The organism is Schaalia sp. ZJ405, assembly GCF_011038885.2.
GTDB lineage: Bacteria > Actinomycetota > Actinomycetes > Actinomycetales > Actinomycetaceae > Pauljensenia.
Genome location: NZ_CP064952.1, coordinates 1,666,589 through 1,680,553 on the forward strand (window position 1 = coordinate 1,666,589; position 13,965 = coordinate 1,680,553).

At 55.1% G+C, this 13,965-nt stretch carries 22 protein-coding genes; 18 read left to right on the forward strand and 4 right to left on the reverse strand.

Translation table 11 applies throughout. The annotated features are described in order from the left end of the window. The first annotated feature begins 5 nt into the window (after positions 1-5). From G7Y41_RS06890 to G7Y41_RS06910, 5 genes are all read left to right on the forward strand, one after another. Entirely contained in the window at positions 6-293 is a 288-nt protein-coding gene (locus G7Y41_RS06890; RefSeq protein ID WP_165315989.1) for a hypothetical protein, read from the forward strand. A gap of 194 nt (positions 294-487) precedes the next feature. After that, the gene (locus tag G7Y41_RS06895) at positions 488-958 is read left to right on the forward strand and encodes a plasmid mobilization protein (protein ID WP_442984205.1); all 471 of its coding nucleotides are present in this window, start codon (positions 488-490) and stop codon (positions 956-958) included. Continuing rightward, positions 955-2,178, forward strand: a complete 1,224-nt coding sequence (locus G7Y41_RS06900) for a relaxase/mobilization nuclease domain-containing protein (RefSeq protein WP_165315988.1) — start codon at positions 955-957, stop codon at positions 2,176-2,178. The genes G7Y41_RS06895 and G7Y41_RS06900 overlap by 4 nt, the downstream gene beginning before the upstream one ends. Then, positions 2,126-2,731, forward strand: a complete 606-nt coding sequence (locus G7Y41_RS06905; protein WP_196819480.1) for a hypothetical protein — start codon at positions 2,126-2,128, stop codon at positions 2,729-2,731. Before G7Y41_RS06900 ends, G7Y41_RS06905 begins: the two co-directional genes overlap by 53 nt. Positions 2,732-2,835: 104 nt before the next feature. After that, a complete protein-coding gene (locus G7Y41_RS06910; RefSeq protein WP_165315986.1) occupies positions 2,836-4,455 on the forward strand; it encodes a recombinase family protein in 1,620 nt (539 codons plus the stop codon). A 75-nt stretch (positions 4,456-4,530) separates the two neighbouring features. Here the strand turns inward: G7Y41_RS06910 and G7Y41_RS06915 are convergent, their stop codons facing one another. From G7Y41_RS06915 to G7Y41_RS06930, 4 genes are all read right to left on the reverse strand, one after another. Further along, positions 4,531-4,947 (reverse strand): ImmA/IrrE family metallo-endopeptidase, encoded by a 417-nt coding sequence (locus tag G7Y41_RS06915; protein ID WP_165315985.1) that lies wholly within the window; start codon positions 4,945-4,947, stop codon positions 4,531-4,533. 63 nt (positions 4,948-5,010) lie between these two features. Next, positions 5,011-5,502 (reverse strand): hypothetical protein, encoded by a 492-nt coding sequence (locus tag G7Y41_RS06920; protein WP_165315984.1) that lies wholly within the window; start codon positions 5,500-5,502, stop codon positions 5,011-5,013. Between the two features lie 34 nt (positions 5,503-5,536). Continuing rightward, entirely contained in the window at positions 5,537-6,454 is a 918-nt protein-coding gene (locus G7Y41_RS06925) for a hypothetical protein (protein ID WP_165315983.1), read from the reverse strand. Between the two features lie 3 nt (positions 6,455-6,457). Continuing rightward, complete coding sequence (locus G7Y41_RS06930) at positions 6,458-7,513, reverse strand: helix-turn-helix domain-containing protein (RefSeq protein WP_165315982.1); 1,056 nt, start codon at positions 7,511-7,513, stop codon at positions 6,458-6,460. Positions 7,514-7,682: 169 nt separating this feature from the next. Between G7Y41_RS06930 and G7Y41_RS06935 the strand changes: the two genes are divergently transcribed. From G7Y41_RS06935 to G7Y41_RS06995, 13 genes are all read left to right on the forward strand, one after another. Further along, positions 7,683-7,919 carry a helix-turn-helix domain-containing protein gene (locus G7Y41_RS06935; RefSeq protein ID WP_165315981.1) on the forward strand — a complete coding sequence of 79 codons (237 nt, stop codon included), beginning with the start codon at positions 7,683-7,685 and terminating at the stop codon, positions 7,917-7,919. Positions 7,920-7,985: 66 nt separating this feature from the next. Continuing rightward, positions 7,986-8,780, forward strand: a complete 795-nt coding sequence (locus G7Y41_RS06940) for a phage antirepressor (RefSeq protein WP_196819481.1) — start codon at positions 7,986-7,988, stop codon at positions 8,778-8,780. Next, positions 8,770-9,045 carry a hypothetical protein gene (locus G7Y41_RS06945; RefSeq protein WP_196819482.1) on the forward strand — a complete coding sequence of 92 codons (276 nt, stop codon included), beginning with the start codon at positions 8,770-8,772 and terminating at the stop codon, positions 9,043-9,045. Before G7Y41_RS06940 ends, G7Y41_RS06945 begins: the two co-directional genes overlap by 11 nt. An 82-nt stretch (positions 9,046-9,127) precedes the next feature. Continuing rightward, positions 9,128-9,340, forward strand: a complete 213-nt coding sequence (locus tag G7Y41_RS10260; protein ID WP_165316456.1) for a helix-turn-helix domain-containing protein — start codon at positions 9,128-9,130, stop codon at positions 9,338-9,340. Positions 9,341-9,545: 205 nt separating this feature from the next. Beyond that, positions 9,546-9,767, forward strand: a complete 222-nt coding sequence (locus G7Y41_RS06955) for a hypothetical protein (protein ID WP_165316460.1) — start codon at positions 9,546-9,548, stop codon at positions 9,765-9,767. 469 nt (positions 9,768-10,236) lie between these two features. Beyond that, on the forward strand, positions 10,237-10,953 hold the full coding sequence (locus G7Y41_RS06960) for a pentapeptide repeat-containing protein (protein WP_165316457.1): 717 nt from the start codon (positions 10,237-10,239) through the stop codon (positions 10,951-10,953). Then, a complete protein-coding gene (locus G7Y41_RS06965) occupies positions 10,950-11,111 on the forward strand; it encodes a hypothetical protein (RefSeq protein WP_165316458.1) in 162 nt (53 codons plus the stop codon). Before G7Y41_RS06960 ends, G7Y41_RS06965 begins: the two co-directional genes overlap by 4 nt. Beyond that, a complete protein-coding gene (locus tag G7Y41_RS06970) occupies positions 11,108-11,380 on the forward strand; it encodes a hypothetical protein (RefSeq protein ID WP_196819483.1) in 273 nt (90 codons plus the stop codon). Before G7Y41_RS06965 ends, G7Y41_RS06970 begins: the two co-directional genes overlap by 4 nt. Continuing rightward, positions 11,377-11,577, forward strand: coding sequence for a hypothetical protein (locus G7Y41_RS06975; protein ID WP_196819484.1), 201 nt, complete (start codon positions 11,377-11,379; stop codon positions 11,575-11,577). Before G7Y41_RS06970 ends, G7Y41_RS06975 begins: the two co-directional genes overlap by 4 nt. A gap of 93 nt (positions 11,578-11,670) precedes the next feature. Next, positions 11,671-12,006, forward strand: coding sequence for a WhiB family transcriptional regulator (locus G7Y41_RS10265; RefSeq protein WP_165316463.1), 336 nt, complete (start codon positions 11,671-11,673; stop codon positions 12,004-12,006). Further along, positions 11,999-12,523 carry a hypothetical protein gene (locus tag G7Y41_RS06985; RefSeq protein WP_165316462.1) on the forward strand — a complete coding sequence of 175 codons (525 nt, stop codon included), beginning with the start codon at positions 11,999-12,001 and terminating at the stop codon, positions 12,521-12,523. The genes G7Y41_RS10265 and G7Y41_RS06985 overlap by 8 nt, the downstream gene beginning before the upstream one ends. Next, positions 12,520-13,407, forward strand: coding sequence for a hypothetical protein (locus G7Y41_RS06990; RefSeq protein WP_196819486.1), 888 nt, complete (start codon positions 12,520-12,522; stop codon positions 13,405-13,407). The genes G7Y41_RS06985 and G7Y41_RS06990 overlap by 4 nt, the downstream gene beginning before the upstream one ends. Then, entirely contained in the window at positions 13,404-13,877 is a 474-nt protein-coding gene (locus G7Y41_RS06995) for a RusA family crossover junction endodeoxyribonuclease (protein ID WP_165316446.1), read from the forward strand. The genes G7Y41_RS06990 and G7Y41_RS06995 overlap by 4 nt, the downstream gene beginning before the upstream one ends. Positions 13,878-13,965 lie beyond the last annotated feature (88 nt).

Here is a 13,965-nt window from a genome sequence, read left to right on the forward strand (position 1 = left end):
AAATTATGAAAGAAAAAAAGAACATCGACCTGCTCATCAGTGAGGCGAAGAAAAAGCACGCGGCGCAACTACGCCGACTGCGTGAGCAAGCCGCTAAAGAAGAGCAAGAGATCCTGATACGGGTCTCTCGTTTACTTGCAAAACACGAACCCGATCTCTTTGCCCAATACAGCGATCATGCCTTGAGGTTGATCGAACAAGAGCGAAACCAACGTGCTGAGCGTGCACGCTCAGCACGTGCACGGCGCAAGCAGAAAGTCGCCGACTCTGAGAGTGGTGGAGGTAGTCAGTAATGACGTATGTCATCAAGACGACCTCTGCTGGTGCGACTCACAAGGGGCAACACACAACACAGAGTGTTGCACCGCTCTTGGACACCACCTCTGTTGCTGTGAAACAGGTGGTGTCTTCTCCCTCGCCCGCAGGGAGCGTAGCGACCGAGGACGGGGGCCAGCACGCATATGGAGGACACGGGAGCTTGCTCCCGATGTCCGACAATGCGCCTGCTGGCACCACACCCTTCTACACCACACAGGACGTTAGCGCTGGGGGTAGAAGGGTGATTGAGGCTGCCCCACCGACGAAGACGGTAATACCGGGGGTAGGCGAGCGTGGAAGCCTCACTGCTCATCTTGACGTGAGGGTGACACGTAAGGAGCACGACGCCATCAAGCGTCGTGCGAGGGTGCTCGGTGTCAAGCCGAGCACATGGGCGAGAGCCGTCCTGCGAGACGCGCTGGACGAGCGACGCCATGAGGTCGAGGTACTGGCAGCGCAAGCGTCAGTACCCAGACCCTCACCCGAGCTTGCTCGGGCGGTTGAGCAGGTTCGCCGCGTCGGGGTGAACCTCAACCAAGTCGTGCGCACGGGTAGCGTGGTTGACGAGAAGATCCTTGTTGAGGTTCTCGCTGCCTTTGCTGAGGTGCGCACGCTGCTGAGAGACGAGGTGGCGTTGTGAGCACCGTCAACGTGCAGCCCACGACGAGTGCACGATCAGCCGTCACCTACGCGCTGCTCGGCACGGGCGAGCAACGCACGCAGCACGAGAAGGACGGCACCACACGTGCGGTGCTGCTCTCGTGCACGCTCGACTCCCCCGAGGACATCGTCCAACGAGCAGAGCAGGTCTCATCAACGTTCCATCGCAAGAACGAGATGTACACCTACACTCAGAACTTCTCCCCCGAGGAGTTCGACGTGAACAACCCCGAGCACGTAAAGCGTGTGCACGAGCTCGGTGTGAAGCTTGCCAGGCGGATGAACAGTGCAGACTTCCTTGTCGTCACACACACTGATAGCGCTGGTGGTCATCTCCACAACCACATCTACATGGTCAATTACGACAAGCTCACAGGCAAGGCACTGTCTCGGTGTAGGTCGTGGTCACGGGGGCTACGTCAGGTTAACGACGAGCTCATGAGTGATGAAGGTTGTCAAGTGCTCCCTGACCCGCAGCAACCCAAAGCAGATTGGGATCTGCGTCGAGGAGCTTTTAAGGACGGGGGCTTCGAGCAGATCCTCGGAGACAAGATCTACGAAGCGCTACTCGATGCGCGCTCGGTTGACCGTGAAGCGTTCGAACGGGTGCTCGCTGAGCACGAGGTACGGCTGCGTGTTACTGACCGCGACGGTTGGACCTACTCCATGAGACGACTCGATAACGGTAAATGGGGACGGCGTAAAGCATCGTCCCTGTGTGATGACTTCATGAGAGCCAAGGTTGAAGAAATCTTCGACTTTCACAAGAAAAACATTAAGGAGGAGCGACATGAGCGCTCTGGACAAACTCAAAGAACAAGAGACCTCGGAAATATTAATAGTCTTGACTTCACGCCTCGAAGCCGTCGAACAACAGACAAAGCAACTCACAACAGCCTTGAACAAAGTGAGCGGCTTCCTCAGGTCGATGGACGAGACACAAAGCGCCGAAATGAAGCGCTTGACCAAGTCGATCTCGCAGCTGCCCGAGCAGCACTCGCCAACGCAGCTCGACAACGAGACGAGGAACAGGCTCAGCGAGATCGAGAAGACGCTCGCAGAAATCGCCAAGCAGCTGAGCGCCAGCGGCGCAGTGAAGCTGCCCGACGGAAGCACCGTGAAGCGCTCCGATCTCGACTCGTACTCGATGATGAAGCAGCTCAGCAGCAAGCTAGAGACGACGACTTCGAGCTTGGATAGCCTAACGAAGACCGTAGGTGATGGCAGGACAATCAAATTCAACTACGACAAAGTCAATCAGCATGTCGGTGGACTACTCGACAAGAAACTATCCCAAGCCGTGCAAGCCCCCGTCCAGCGTGTTGAGCGCACATTGGAAGGCTTCGAGCAACGTGTCGCCGAAATCGGTACTCAGAAGGTCTCTGAGGCCTCTAAGAAGGTTGAAAAGGTCCTTGATGAAACCAAGGACCTCGTCTTTAGGATTGACCGCGCTGAACGCCACCTCAAAGACCTGGAAGGGCGTATGACATGGACCGTCGTAGGTAGGCTCTGCCTCGCACTGATACCACTAGCAGTGGTACTCCTGGTGGTTGGAGGTCTAACTATGGGTGTCTTCCACACCCTCGGCTTTGGACCACTTCTAGGTTGGGCGTGGGCAAGCTTCATGAATACGGACATCTGGTGGGCCAAGGCTCTCATAGCTGTAGCTACCCTCAGCGCAGTCGCAGTATTCACAAGTATCGTATGGTGGCTAGCAAAGAAGCTTCGTGAAGACTTCTTCAGACGTTGGTGACGTAGGAAGGGTATTAAAATCTAACACCGCCTCACACACACCAGTTCCTCACGGGTAAACTCGACAGTTATCGAACAGATACAAGCCGTAGAGGTGGTGATGGCATGAAGTTACCCCCTGAGTACAACGACAACCAGATAGTTGTTGCCTATTACAGGTACTCGTCCTCCTCACAGAACGAAGCGAGTATCGAACAGCAGCGTGAGATGGTGCAGCGTTGGGCCAAGGCTCAAGGCCTCGTCGTAGTGAACGAGTACGAGGACGCGGCTAAGACCGGTACGAACGCTGACAGGCCTGGATATCAGTTGATGCTCCGTGAGCTACCGAAGATCAAACCCGCATACGTTGCCGTGTGGAAGAACGACAGGCTGGCACGTGACCGCGCAGAACTGTTGCTCGCTAAACAAGCCATCAGAGCTGCTGGGGCTCGCATCCACTACATCGAGGGCATCTCCCCCACTGACTCCCCTGATTCTGTGCTCATGGAAGGCATCGCTGACGCGTTCGCTGAATACTACTCACTACAACTCTCGGCCAACATCCGCAGAGGCCAGCGCTACAACGCAGAGCGTGCCCTAAGCAACGGACACAAGATCTTCGGCTTCACCGTGGACACAGACAAACGCTACATCCACGACCCTGAGACGGCTCCCATCGTCACACAGATCTTCAACGATTACGCCTCAGGTGTGTCAATGCAGAAGATCGCCGACCGGCTCAACGCCCAGGGCATCCGCACCACGCGCGGGTACAGGTTTACGCCCAAGAACCTCAACAAGCTCCTCAAGAACCGCGCCTACATCGGTGAATACTCCTACGGCGGGCACGTTATCGATGGTGGGATGCCTCGTCTCGTTGAGGATGAGATCTTCAATGAAGTCCAGCGCAGATTCGCCATCAACAAACGTCGCGGCGCGAAAACCAAAGCCGAGCTCGCAGCCCTGGGCGACGACGCACCCGACTACTGGCTCACAGGAAGGACCTACTGCCTCACGTGTGGCAGCCCTATGGATGGCGTGAGCGGCACCTCGAAGACCGGCAGAACCTACCGCTACTACTCCTGCCTCAACCAAAGAAAGAAGAAGTGCTCGGCCAAACGCGTCCGCAAGGACGAAATCGAGCTGCGAATCGTTGAGATCATCGAATCCTTCCTCGCAGATACTGAAGAACTCGCCTCGCTCGCAGTAGACCTCGCCGACCACTACAAGAAAACCCACGGACGCGGAGACGAGATCCTCAAGGCACTCGAAGCTCGACGCACGGACGTGGAGGCAAAGCTCGCCAACTTCGTCAAAGCGATCTCCCAGGGCATTTTCAACGCCAGCACAGCTGAAGCAATGAACGCCCTGGAGGCACAGAAACAAGAGCTCGACGCCGCCATCCAGGCCGAGCACGTCAAGGCCACACTCTACGAGGACGAGGCATCCATCGGGACCTTCTACAAGAGATTCGCCCAGGCCAGGATCGACACACCCGAGACCCGCGACCAACTCTTTGAGTACTTCATCGACAAAATCTACATCGGACATGAGCAGATCATCATCGTGTCCTACTACCACGACAGCGCAGGGCCAATCGAATACGAAGACCTCGAAGAAGCCCTCATCAGCGGAAACAGAGCGGAGGAAGTGCGAACCTACGCTCGAAAGCGAGAGTTCGACACTTCCCCCTGGAGTGGAGATGGGGGGAATATCCCTAGATGGCGGTATGACGCGGAAAAATAAGTGCTGTTAGCATTTGGTACCGCTGTGGTACCGTTTTGCTCTTCTGGCTGTGATTAGCGCCGGTTATCACCACCCCTAGTCCCCCACGCCGTCCCGTGCAGCAAGCGCCTCATTCACGAGGATGCGCTCCCTCTCGGTCAGCGAATCAAGCCTCACTAGGAGTGTATCGACATCCACCCATAGTTCATCCGCTATCTCTTCTGGACTCCTCCCCCACACAACCGCGTCCACGAGAGAGTCAATCTCAATCAACCGCCGCGCCGCTTCCACGCACACCTGCCGTTCTACCGCCACCGGCTGACAGCCTTCATGCCCACGCTCCACATGCACAAGCTCATGGGTGAGCGTGCACCGACGCTCAGCTTGAAGCTGGCGTGGGGTCATGTAGATGCGCTGACCATCGGTGACCCCAAGCACCCCCATAGGGAGATTGTTCGTCCACACGAGAGCAAGGTCTGTGCGCTCGCGGAGCGCCCGCCACGGATGCCACATGCAGTAAAGGGTATAGGGGGCCATAGGCAACTGCGGCAGCGATTTATACGAGTACCGCACCACCTATCCGATTGCCATCTCTCTATAGGCAGCTTGCAAGGTTCGCAAGACAACAACCAGAACGAGAACGTAATGGCACGATACACCTACACACAAGCCAACGAATAAACGAGACATCACCGTTCCAGAGCTGCCTGGAACGAGCACACCTAAGACAACACTCAGGATCCCAATAAGGACGGAATAGAGAACGTTCTTATACAAACGATCAATGAGAGTGAGCACGTAGGACTCGCGTTTGAATTTCTGCTCAGCCGTAATGCGCAGCTCGAAAACGAAAACCGCAAGAGCGAATGACAGGCCAGCAAGGATCGAGATCACCGTAAGGAGCTCACCCGGAACCGACGTCAACCAGATGCCACTCGCAACGGCACTTAGGAGCGGTATCCCATAGAGGCAAGCGGCGTTGCCGATTGAGGTTTTACCCTCATTCGTTTGTAATGTAGCGGCCACATGGTCTTTGACGATGCCTCTGACATCGAATTTCGAGCTCAAACTAGTCACCCCCTATAGGAACACCAGTTCGATTCTATCGGTCACCATCCTGGCTAAGGAAGTCCTTCAGCCAACCTCTTGCACGCCGGACAAACTCCTCGTCGGAGATTGGCGGGTCACCTGCCTTTGACAGTACTTCACGTATCGTTGGCGTTCTTTCCTCACCGACTGTCATGGTCTTCTCGCGACCATCACGATAGAAGGTGGCTTGGAGTTGATCTTCTTGACCATCTGGAGGGTCTTTGAGTTCGAGCATTTCTCGGACTTTTTTCTTGGAAAGATTATCGCGGGTCTTGTGGGCGAAAAACTTGATTTTACGACCTTTAGGTTGCAAGGTGTGGCGTTGCTCGTATTCTATTCCGCGCCCCTCTGAGAATTCTTCTAGGTCTCGCGCCGGAGAGGTTCTGATGATAGTGGCTTTGGTGAGCTCTGCACCTCGGAACCAGTCATCCGAGAAAAGTACATATGGAGCTTCGAAAGTCAGCTTCGAGGGGAGACACTTCAAGGCTTTCCGTATCAACATTTTGAGGTCAATGAAGAGGTGTCCTTGATGAGAAGACTCGATGAAGAAGTATGTGGTCGTGGGTGACCCTTCATTTTGAGCGACGACGATTCGTAGCCGCCCGCGCTTGATGTAGTTACCGTCTTCATCATCGACAGATTCCCCAGTTGCTTCATTATGGAGATCTCCCGGTTCACCGCGGTAGCCGATGTGCGCTTTGAGGATGAGAATATTACCGTCAATCCACTGCGGGTCACAGAGCTCCCACGACCGGTCCTGCGTGGCGGGTTTAAGTTCTTCAGCTTGGGCGGTCCTCCATGCTGATTCGATGAGGTTGATGAACCTTAATCCGTCATTGAGTTGATTAACGTTGATCCATGTTCTTTCAGCTTCCCTTTGCCCGCGTGGATGGAGTCGACCACGTGCTATGAGCATGGTGTGTTGTGGCATGGTCTACACCTCCAGATTTTCGATGTCTTGGTTTTCTTCGCCCACTGTGTCGTGGGCGTGTGTTTGGTCGTACTGCGGGCGGTTGGTGACGCGGCGGGCGGCGAGCTTGGTGAAGTCCGGCAACGACTCCTCCTCAACGGCATCACCGGGGATGAGGTCGAAGGCTTGATTCGCTAGACGTCTTCCAAGCCGTCTGATTGCATCACCAGCATCAGCCGCTCCCCTGCTAAGTTCAGAATCTATTTCTGCACGCGTAAAACCCGATGGTGTTGGTTCAGTCGCATACCGCGGATCCTCCATTTGCATGCGGTCAACCTCATTTTTGAAGCTGGTTTCAAGTGTGCGGAGGATCGATTGATACTGGCGCCCGTTCAACAGGTCAAAGTCATTCACTTGGCTCCCAAGCAACCAAGCAATCGCGAACATCTTAGATCGCACGTCTAATGATTGGATTGGCTCGAAGGAGAAGCTGGAAGCAGCGGACATCGCTTGAGCAACTTTTCTGGCTGCTGCTACTGTCTCAGCAACCCCTGCGGTAATAGGACATCCCGCTTCGCTAGCGATATCTCCTGGGAACTTTCGGGGTTCGTATCCTAAGAGGAGTCTTGGGAATGCATCTGGCTCCCACTGCAAAGCAAGCTCAACCGCATGCTGATCACTAACGTTTTTAGGAAGTAATCCTGACAGTATTTGATCCACTACCGATTCAGGGACACCCGCAGCTTCTGCGAGTTTTGCTGCGTCTGAAATTCCCAGTTCCAGCATGCGCTGACGCACTACGCGAGTGACATGCTTAGGGCCGCCAGGACTCGTAGCTTCTTTGGGTTTGTCACCTTTAGATAGGATGCCTTCAGAGGATCCTGTTTCCCAGCCGAGCGCATCATCAAGCGCGGCGAGCGTTGCTGATGCATACGCTGTTCTGCTCGCGTTCTCAATGTTCTGGATCGTCTTGGGCGTAACCCCTATAGCGGCTGCGAGTGCTTTTTGAGTGTGGAACCCACATTTTGTCCTCGCATCGCGCACGTATGCGGCTAGTTGCTCTGCGTTCGACATCTGCATGGTTCGGACTGTACGACAAGACACGCCGTAATCGCAAGGGAAAACGGAAACATTTTGATCCTATTTTCCGGCATCTTTCAGCAGAATTGCAACGATGTAATTAAGCTATCCGTTTCCGTTCCCCTCAAACAGTGTGCATATCGGAAAACTTTCCGCTACAGTCGTTCCCATGAACGGAAACGAAGCGGAACGTGAGCGCATTGGAGTAACACTCCGAACCATCCGCGAACTACGCGGATTCACCGTCGAAGAACTAGCCCACGAACTCGGGATTAGTCGACCTTACCTCTCAAACATCGAGGCTGGACGTAAGAACCTCACCCCCAAGCTGACCACTAAGGCATGCTCAGTTCTTTTGATCCAGCAGAAGGCACTGATCCGTGAGGGTTATCTACCAACTCGATAGGAACATCAGCAGAAAACAGCAGTCCCAGCTGATCGCCTCAGCTGGGACTAGAAGAAAGGAACACCCATGAACGAGTTGATGCCCTTCAACTACAAGGGTAGCAGCGTCCGAGTTCTCACGGGAGCTGATGGACAACCGTGGTTCGTCGCAGCCGATGTGGCACGCATCCTGGAAATCGGGAACCCGTCGCAGGCTATGACTCGTCTGGACGATGACGAGCGTACCCTCATTTCAAATGAGGGTCACGACCTCAACGTTGTCTCTGAGGCCGGTCTTTACTCCCTCATCCTGGGAAGCCGCAAGCCTGAGGCTAAGGCATTCAAGCGTTGGGTAACGCACGAGGTTCTCCCCACGATTCGTAAAACCGGCTCCTACGGCAACCCCCTCGTCGAACTCACCGGACCTGAACTCATGGCCCGAGCACTCATCGAAGCCCAAGCCACACTTGCCGCCGCACAGCAACGCGCCATCACAGCAGAAACCAAGGTCGTGGAGCTTGCGCCCAAAGCCCGCCAGTTCGACAACTTCCTCAACGCTGAGGGCGACTACTCAGTTACTCAGGCCGCGCAAGCGTTAAACCGTGCTGGGGCCAAGACCGGGAGAAACCGCCTGCACGCCACCCTCGAAGCGTTGAAATGGATTTACAAGCCCAAAGGCCACCGCCACTGGCGGGTTTACCAAACCGCTTCAGACCGAGGACTCCTGCGTTTGCGCCCCACGACTTGGCGTGACCAGCACACCGGCGTTGAGCACGCCGCACACACAATCCGAGTCACCCCTAAGGGCCTTGATGCCTTAGCCCGTCATTTCGGCGTGACTATCACCCCAGCAGACATTGAAGGAGACACTGATGCTGCCTGACCTCACTACCCACGTTGCTTTCCCGCATGACCCCGCGTATCTCGTTGCTCCTGACGGCAGGGTGTATTCCCACAAGAAGGGTGGGTATCTGTCTGAGGAGAAAGGTCATGACCTTGTGTGGCGCAGGGTCCGGATCGGTCGTTACGACTATCGGGTTCGTGATTTGACGTTGATTCTCCACGGTTCGACTCGGCTTCTTGAAGAGCGCGTCCGAGCTGATTATGAGGATGATCGCGTGTTTGACCCCGAAGATTTTTTGGCGTGATGCGGCGTGATTATCGACGACGGCTACGACTGGCCGGTCGAGACGAGGAAAGCAACCGAAGAAGAACTAGGGAGGCTGCGAGATGGTCATCGAACAACGTTACGTCTCGATTGATGAGGCAGCCGTGATTCTCGGGAAAAGCGCAAGAACCATTCGTAGGTACATCTCGAGCGGCACGATCCGGGGAGCTAGGAAAGCCGGATTGTCCCAGACCTCACCGATTTTGATTCCACTGACTTCGCTTGAGCCTCAAAGGCTCGGAAAGGCGTTGACGAACATCGACGCTCACAAATAAAAACCGACCCCTACCAGGGGGCATCCGGGTAGGGGTCAGACAACCCAAAGGAGGGTTACCAATGCAAAACCAAGATTACCAGCCGAAGCATCGGGGCGAAAGGCGACGGGATGATCATGCGATCTATGTGCTTTTCGATGGGCGCGGTAGGCATCGTGGGGAAAGTGGGGATGGGTGATGTGTGTTGTCGGTAGTATTTGGGGTGATGTTTGTGGACGAGCAGGAGAAACGCCGACTACTCGCGGAGGTCAAGAGGACCAGCGAGGAGAGTCGAGCTGCGTCCGAAGCGGCAGAACGAGCTGCGGCAGAACGAGCTGCGGCAGTCCAAGCTGCGATGGATTCTGGGGTTCCTCGGCAAGAGATCGCAGATGCTGCTGGGATGCATCGGAACAACATTTATCGACTGATTGGGAAAACTTCCCGCTAACACAGTCAGGTGGGTTGCAAAGCTGCCCGCATGATGCTAATTTCCCTCATGTAGTCACCATGACTACAGATGAGTTAGAAGAAAACCCGGACTGCCGTCTTTTCTTAGCGGAACAGCGGCAGCCCGGGCCTCGGTCCCCCTTAGGAGGAGACATGCCCAAGCATACCTACACACGCCGAAACACGCGCCCTCACTGCCCCACATGCGGCAAATTCACCACAGAAACACTCACATGCCCCTCGTGCAGCAAACCCCAAACCCAACCACAGGGCATCACGATCCCCCCGGTTGGAACCAGCGCACGAATCGACCTCGAATGGTCAGTTATCAGCCGAATCCGGAAACACCTACGAGGCACATTCACGACAGCTGAACGCGTTGCACCAAACGATGTTGCACTCATCGCGTCGCTGGCAATTGAAGTGGTGGAACAACTTCCACTATCGCCCGTCAAGGCGGTGGGTGACCGATGAGCACCGTAGGAAAAGAGGTGACGACGGTGAATCGGGAGGATGTTTTTCAGATCGTTAATCTGGCTCGCAAAAATGGTGGGCAACCAGACTTGCAAAACGCGGACCTTCGCTATGTGGATCTGCGATACATGGACCTGAGTAATGCGGACCTTCGCTATGCGGATCTGCGAGGCGCGAACCTGAGCGGTGCGGACCTTCGCTATGCGGATATGTCTTATACAGACCTGGCCAACGCAAATCTACAAGGCGTGAAGCTACAAAATACATACCTATTCAAAGCAAATCTGCTAGGCGCGAGGCTACAAAAGGCTGACCTGAGCTATGCGGATCTGCGAGGTGCGAATCTGAGCGGTGCGAACCTGAGCGATGCGAACTTGGAAGACGCGAATTTAGCTTACGCGCACCTAACGGGGACGAACTGGTACTGCCTTTGTGTCAACTCCACCCCATCCGTGGACGTATTTTTCTACCCCACTAGAGGGGGTTGGAGGGTAAAAATCGGCTGCTGGTTGGGAACGTTGGAGGACCTTGAAAAGATCATTTCTTCCGATGAAGACTGGCCCAGTGCCTTTGATGAAGAAGTTGAGCGTCGTCGCCTGGTTCTTAAAGCCTTTATTGAGCTTGCGCGTGCTCACGAAAACTATCACTCGGGGGCGGTTGATCGGCTGATCCGAACCTTCGTGGAGCCTGAACGAGGGGGCGATGTTTCATGAGCGCCCGGGCTGTTGGTGCATATGTTTTTGTTCTCGCCGGTTGGCTTGTTGCGTCAGCTGAGGCGGTCCCGCTCGGTTTTGCGGTTGTCATCGCGTGTCTCCTTTATGCCCAGGGTGTGCGGATGATTTGGGTCGAAGCGAAGGAGAACCAGCGATGAACGAACTCACCGACGCAGAAGTCGCCCGCATCGAGACCTGTATAAGAAACGCTATGGGTTTCGTTAACAACACGATTTCTCTCTTTGACGAGGTACGGGAAGAACTTGGCGATGCCCACAATTCAATACCCCGGGGGAATCTTCTCTCTGATCGTCTCTCCCAGATGCGACGGCGGGTCATCGAGATACAAGACAAAACCAAGTACCTGCGGGCGGAGCTTAGGAACACCGATGTTCGTGACGAATTGGAAACGGAGTCGGACTGGTGATTGTTGATTATTGGAGCGAAAACGTCATCAACATCCACAGCGACCTGGAGGATCAGGTGTGCATCAAAATCCACACCCCTAAGGGCGTGTTCCCTTTGACGCTTGCCTGCGAGGAGGCGTTGGTGATGGCGGATGAGTTGACGATTGCCGCGCGTGAAAACCAGGCCCAATACCAAAGCGGGGGTGGTCGGAAATGAACGGCCTGTATCGGGAGGGCTTCTATTACGAGGAGCCCGACCCTGTGGACATTCTCGACGAGGATGGGCCTGTGGAAAACCCTGACTGGTTGTATGAGTTTTACGCAGACAAATAAGAAGGAATGGAAGGGGCGAGGGGTGAATTTCACGAAGCTCCCACCGGCATCGGTCACAGACCGTGCGTTGTGCGCAACGTATGTCGACTCGGATAGGTGGTTTCCAACCCTAGCGGAAAAACATCAAGCCCTAGAGGCCATCGCGATTTGCCTTCAATGCCCGGTGCGTATCCAGTGTCGTCAGTGGGCGATTGACAGCGACGAACCGTTTGGGATTTGGGGTGGGTTAACACCGCGGGCGAGAGGTTTTAATAGCCTCGGGAGACACGTATCGAAAAACAATCCACAAGAAAAAGGACCTGAAAATGAATGATAAAAAGCTACCGCGTTTATCGCGGGCGAACACAACAATGGCTCTGCGGACGCTGGCCGTAGCGAAGCTCATTAAAGACCGCATACGGGAAGCAGAGTCTCAGGCGAGAACTTATTTGGCAGAAACAGCCATGACCCCAGGTGAACGGTTGATCGCAACCACTGATGATGGGGACGCGGTTGCGACCGTGAGCTTGTCAAAGCCGTCGTTTGTTGGGGGGCTTGTGGTGTCTGACCCGGTAGCTTTCGCCAGGTGGTGTGAGGCTCATGGTATTGACCATCACGGGAGGCCGTCGGTTGAGTTCCCTGAGTGGTTCACGGGCAAGGATAATCTACGGGCGATTGTTGAGGATGCTGGCGGGGAAATGCCCGACGGTTTAGAAGACACGCTGGTTGAGCGTAAGCCCTCGCTTCGGGTGTCCCAAACGCAAGACCAATCAACCCGCCTACTCGCAGAGTTCATCACATCCGCCGCTTTGTTGGAAGCTGCGACCTTGGTTGATGGTGATGCACAATGACATCCAACGAGATTGTATTGTCAATGGCCCCGGACGCGATTAAAGCGAGGATGAATTACGCGCAGGTTCTTGCTGGGTCTGGGTTGATTCCTTCGCATTTTCAACGTCAACCCGCAAATGTGTTGGTCGCGATTGAAACCGGTGCGGCGTTGGGGATTCCACCTATTCAAGCCTTGCAGGGTATCGCGGTGATTAACGGTAAGGCAACGATGTCGGCTGATCTCATGGCTGCTGTGGTGCGTAGGGCTGGGCACACGCTTAGGGTCCGTGAAGAAGGTGACCGGGTGACTGCGATCCTGATTCGTCGTGATGATCCTGATTTTATGTTCACGGTTACGTGGACTCCACAAAAAGCCACCGAAGCGGGGTTGTGGGGACGTAAAGGCCCGTGGACGCAGTACCCCATGCAGATGCTGAGGTCTCGGGCGATCACGGAGGTGTGTCGCCAGGGAGCCTCCGACGCGTTATTTGGGTTGATTTACGCGCCTGAGGAGCTGGGGGCTGATGTGGATGAGGATGGGAATGTTGTGAGTGTGGACCGGTCACAACCACCCCATAACACGGACCACCCTCAGGTGGAGCACACTCCCGTCTCCACCCCGCAGGCCCCAGCTCAAGACGGTGATGACCAGGACCGTCAACGCCTGGTCGAGTCCATTTACAAGGTCGTGGAGTACCTCCAACTCAAACCCGATGCCGTCAAAGCGTTGGTGCGTCGCGTGACGGGGAAAACCGCGTTTGTTCGTGACTTGCCGAGCGAGGATTTAGAAAAGGTTTTGGCTGAGCTTAAGGCGATTGTTAATAGTTTCCCAGACCCGTTACGACCTGTTGAAAATGACGGGGATGTTGTGGACGCGGAAATCGTTGAAGACGAGCAACCATGAGCGGGCAAATACAATTCTTTGTTCCAGGAGTTCCAGTACCTGAAGGGTCCACGAAGTATGTAGGGAAAACACGGTCTGGGAAACCACGGATCACGCACGACAATCCCCGGCTAAACGGGTGGAGGCATAAAATATGCGACATCGCTGTTCTCGCCGCTGGGAAAGAAGGATGGTCGTTCCCATTAGATGAGCCGGTGATCGTTATTGCCGACTTTTATCTTCCACGCCCAAAAAACCCGAAATTCAAGGACCAAGCAGCAACAAAACCAGACCTGGATAAACTCCAGCGCGCCGTTGGTGACGCGCTGGCATGCAAGGGTGGGGTCCTGGCTGAGGATTCTCGGATTATCGGCTGGTATTCGTCGAAACGTTGGGCAAAGACGACACCAAGCAAGCCCCCAAACCCTTTTGGAGAGCCGTCGGGACCGGGTGTGCGCGTCACGGTGATACGCCAGGGGGTGGTGTTTTGATGAGGAAGCCGCCGTATCCGCGTATACGCGGTCATGTGTGTCCCTGGTGTGGTGCATGGTCCCCTATCCCGTGGGAAAACCGCGTGCC

Bases quoted from the DNA above. Each gene is read 5' to 3' on its own strand.
- G7Y41_RS06890 (WP_165315989.1), top strand. From the start codon at position 6: ATGAAAGAAAAAAAGAACATCGACCTGCTCATCAGTGAGGCGAAGAAA.
- G7Y41_RS06895 (WP_442984205.1), top strand. From the start codon at position 488: ATGTCCGACAATGCGCCTGCTGGCACCACACCCTTCTACACCACACAG.
- G7Y41_RS06905 (WP_196819480.1), top strand. From the start codon at position 2,126: ATGATGAAGCAGCTCAGCAGCAAGCTAGAGACGACGACTTCGAGCTTG.
- G7Y41_RS06910 (WP_165315986.1), top strand. From the start codon at position 2,836: ATGAAGTTACCCCCTGAGTACAACGACAACCAGATAGTTGTTGCCTAT.
- G7Y41_RS06915 (WP_165315985.1), bottom strand. From the start codon at position 4,947: ATGTGGCATCCGTGGCGGGCGCTCCGCGAGCGCACAGACCTTGCTCTC.
- G7Y41_RS06925 (WP_165315983.1), bottom strand. From the start codon at position 6,454: ATGCCACAACACACCATGCTCATAGCACGTGGTCGACTCCATCCACGC.
- G7Y41_RS06930 (WP_165315982.1), bottom strand. From the start codon at position 7,513: ATGCAGATGTCGAACGCAGAGCAACTAGCCGCATACGTGCGCGATGCG.
- G7Y41_RS06935 (WP_165315981.1), top strand. From the start codon at position 7,683: ATGAACGGAAACGAAGCGGAACGTGAGCGCATTGGAGTAACACTCCGA.
- G7Y41_RS06940 (WP_196819481.1), top strand. From the start codon at position 7,986: ATGAACGAGTTGATGCCCTTCAACTACAAGGGTAGCAGCGTCCGAGTT.
- G7Y41_RS06945 (WP_196819482.1), top strand. From the start codon at position 8,770: ATGCTGCCTGACCTCACTACCCACGTTGCTTTCCCGCATGACCCCGCG.
- G7Y41_RS10260 (WP_165316456.1), top strand. From the start codon at position 9,128: ATGGTCATCGAACAACGTTACGTCTCGATTGATGAGGCAGCCGTGATT.
- G7Y41_RS06955 (WP_165316460.1), top strand. From the start codon at position 9,546: ATGTTTGTGGACGAGCAGGAGAAACGCCGACTACTCGCGGAGGTCAAG.
- G7Y41_RS06960 (WP_165316457.1), top strand. From the start codon at position 10,237: ATGAGCACCGTAGGAAAAGAGGTGACGACGGTGAATCGGGAGGATGTT.
- G7Y41_RS06965 (WP_165316458.1), top strand. From the start codon at position 10,950: ATGAGCGCCCGGGCTGTTGGTGCATATGTTTTTGTTCTCGCCGGTTGG.
- G7Y41_RS06970 (WP_196819483.1), top strand. From the start codon at position 11,108: ATGAACGAACTCACCGACGCAGAAGTCGCCCGCATCGAGACCTGTATA.
- G7Y41_RS10265 (WP_165316463.1), top strand. From the start codon at position 11,671: ATGAGTTTTACGCAGACAAATAAGAAGGAATGGAAGGGGCGAGGGGTG.
- G7Y41_RS06985 (WP_165316462.1), top strand. From the start codon at position 11,999: ATGAATGATAAAAAGCTACCGCGTTTATCGCGGGCGAACACAACAATG.
- G7Y41_RS06990 (WP_196819486.1), top strand. From the start codon at position 12,520: ATGACATCCAACGAGATTGTATTGTCAATGGCCCCGGACGCGATTAAA.
- G7Y41_RS06995 (WP_165316446.1), top strand. From the start codon at position 13,404: ATGAGCGGGCAAATACAATTCTTTGTTCCAGGAGTTCCAGTACCTGAA.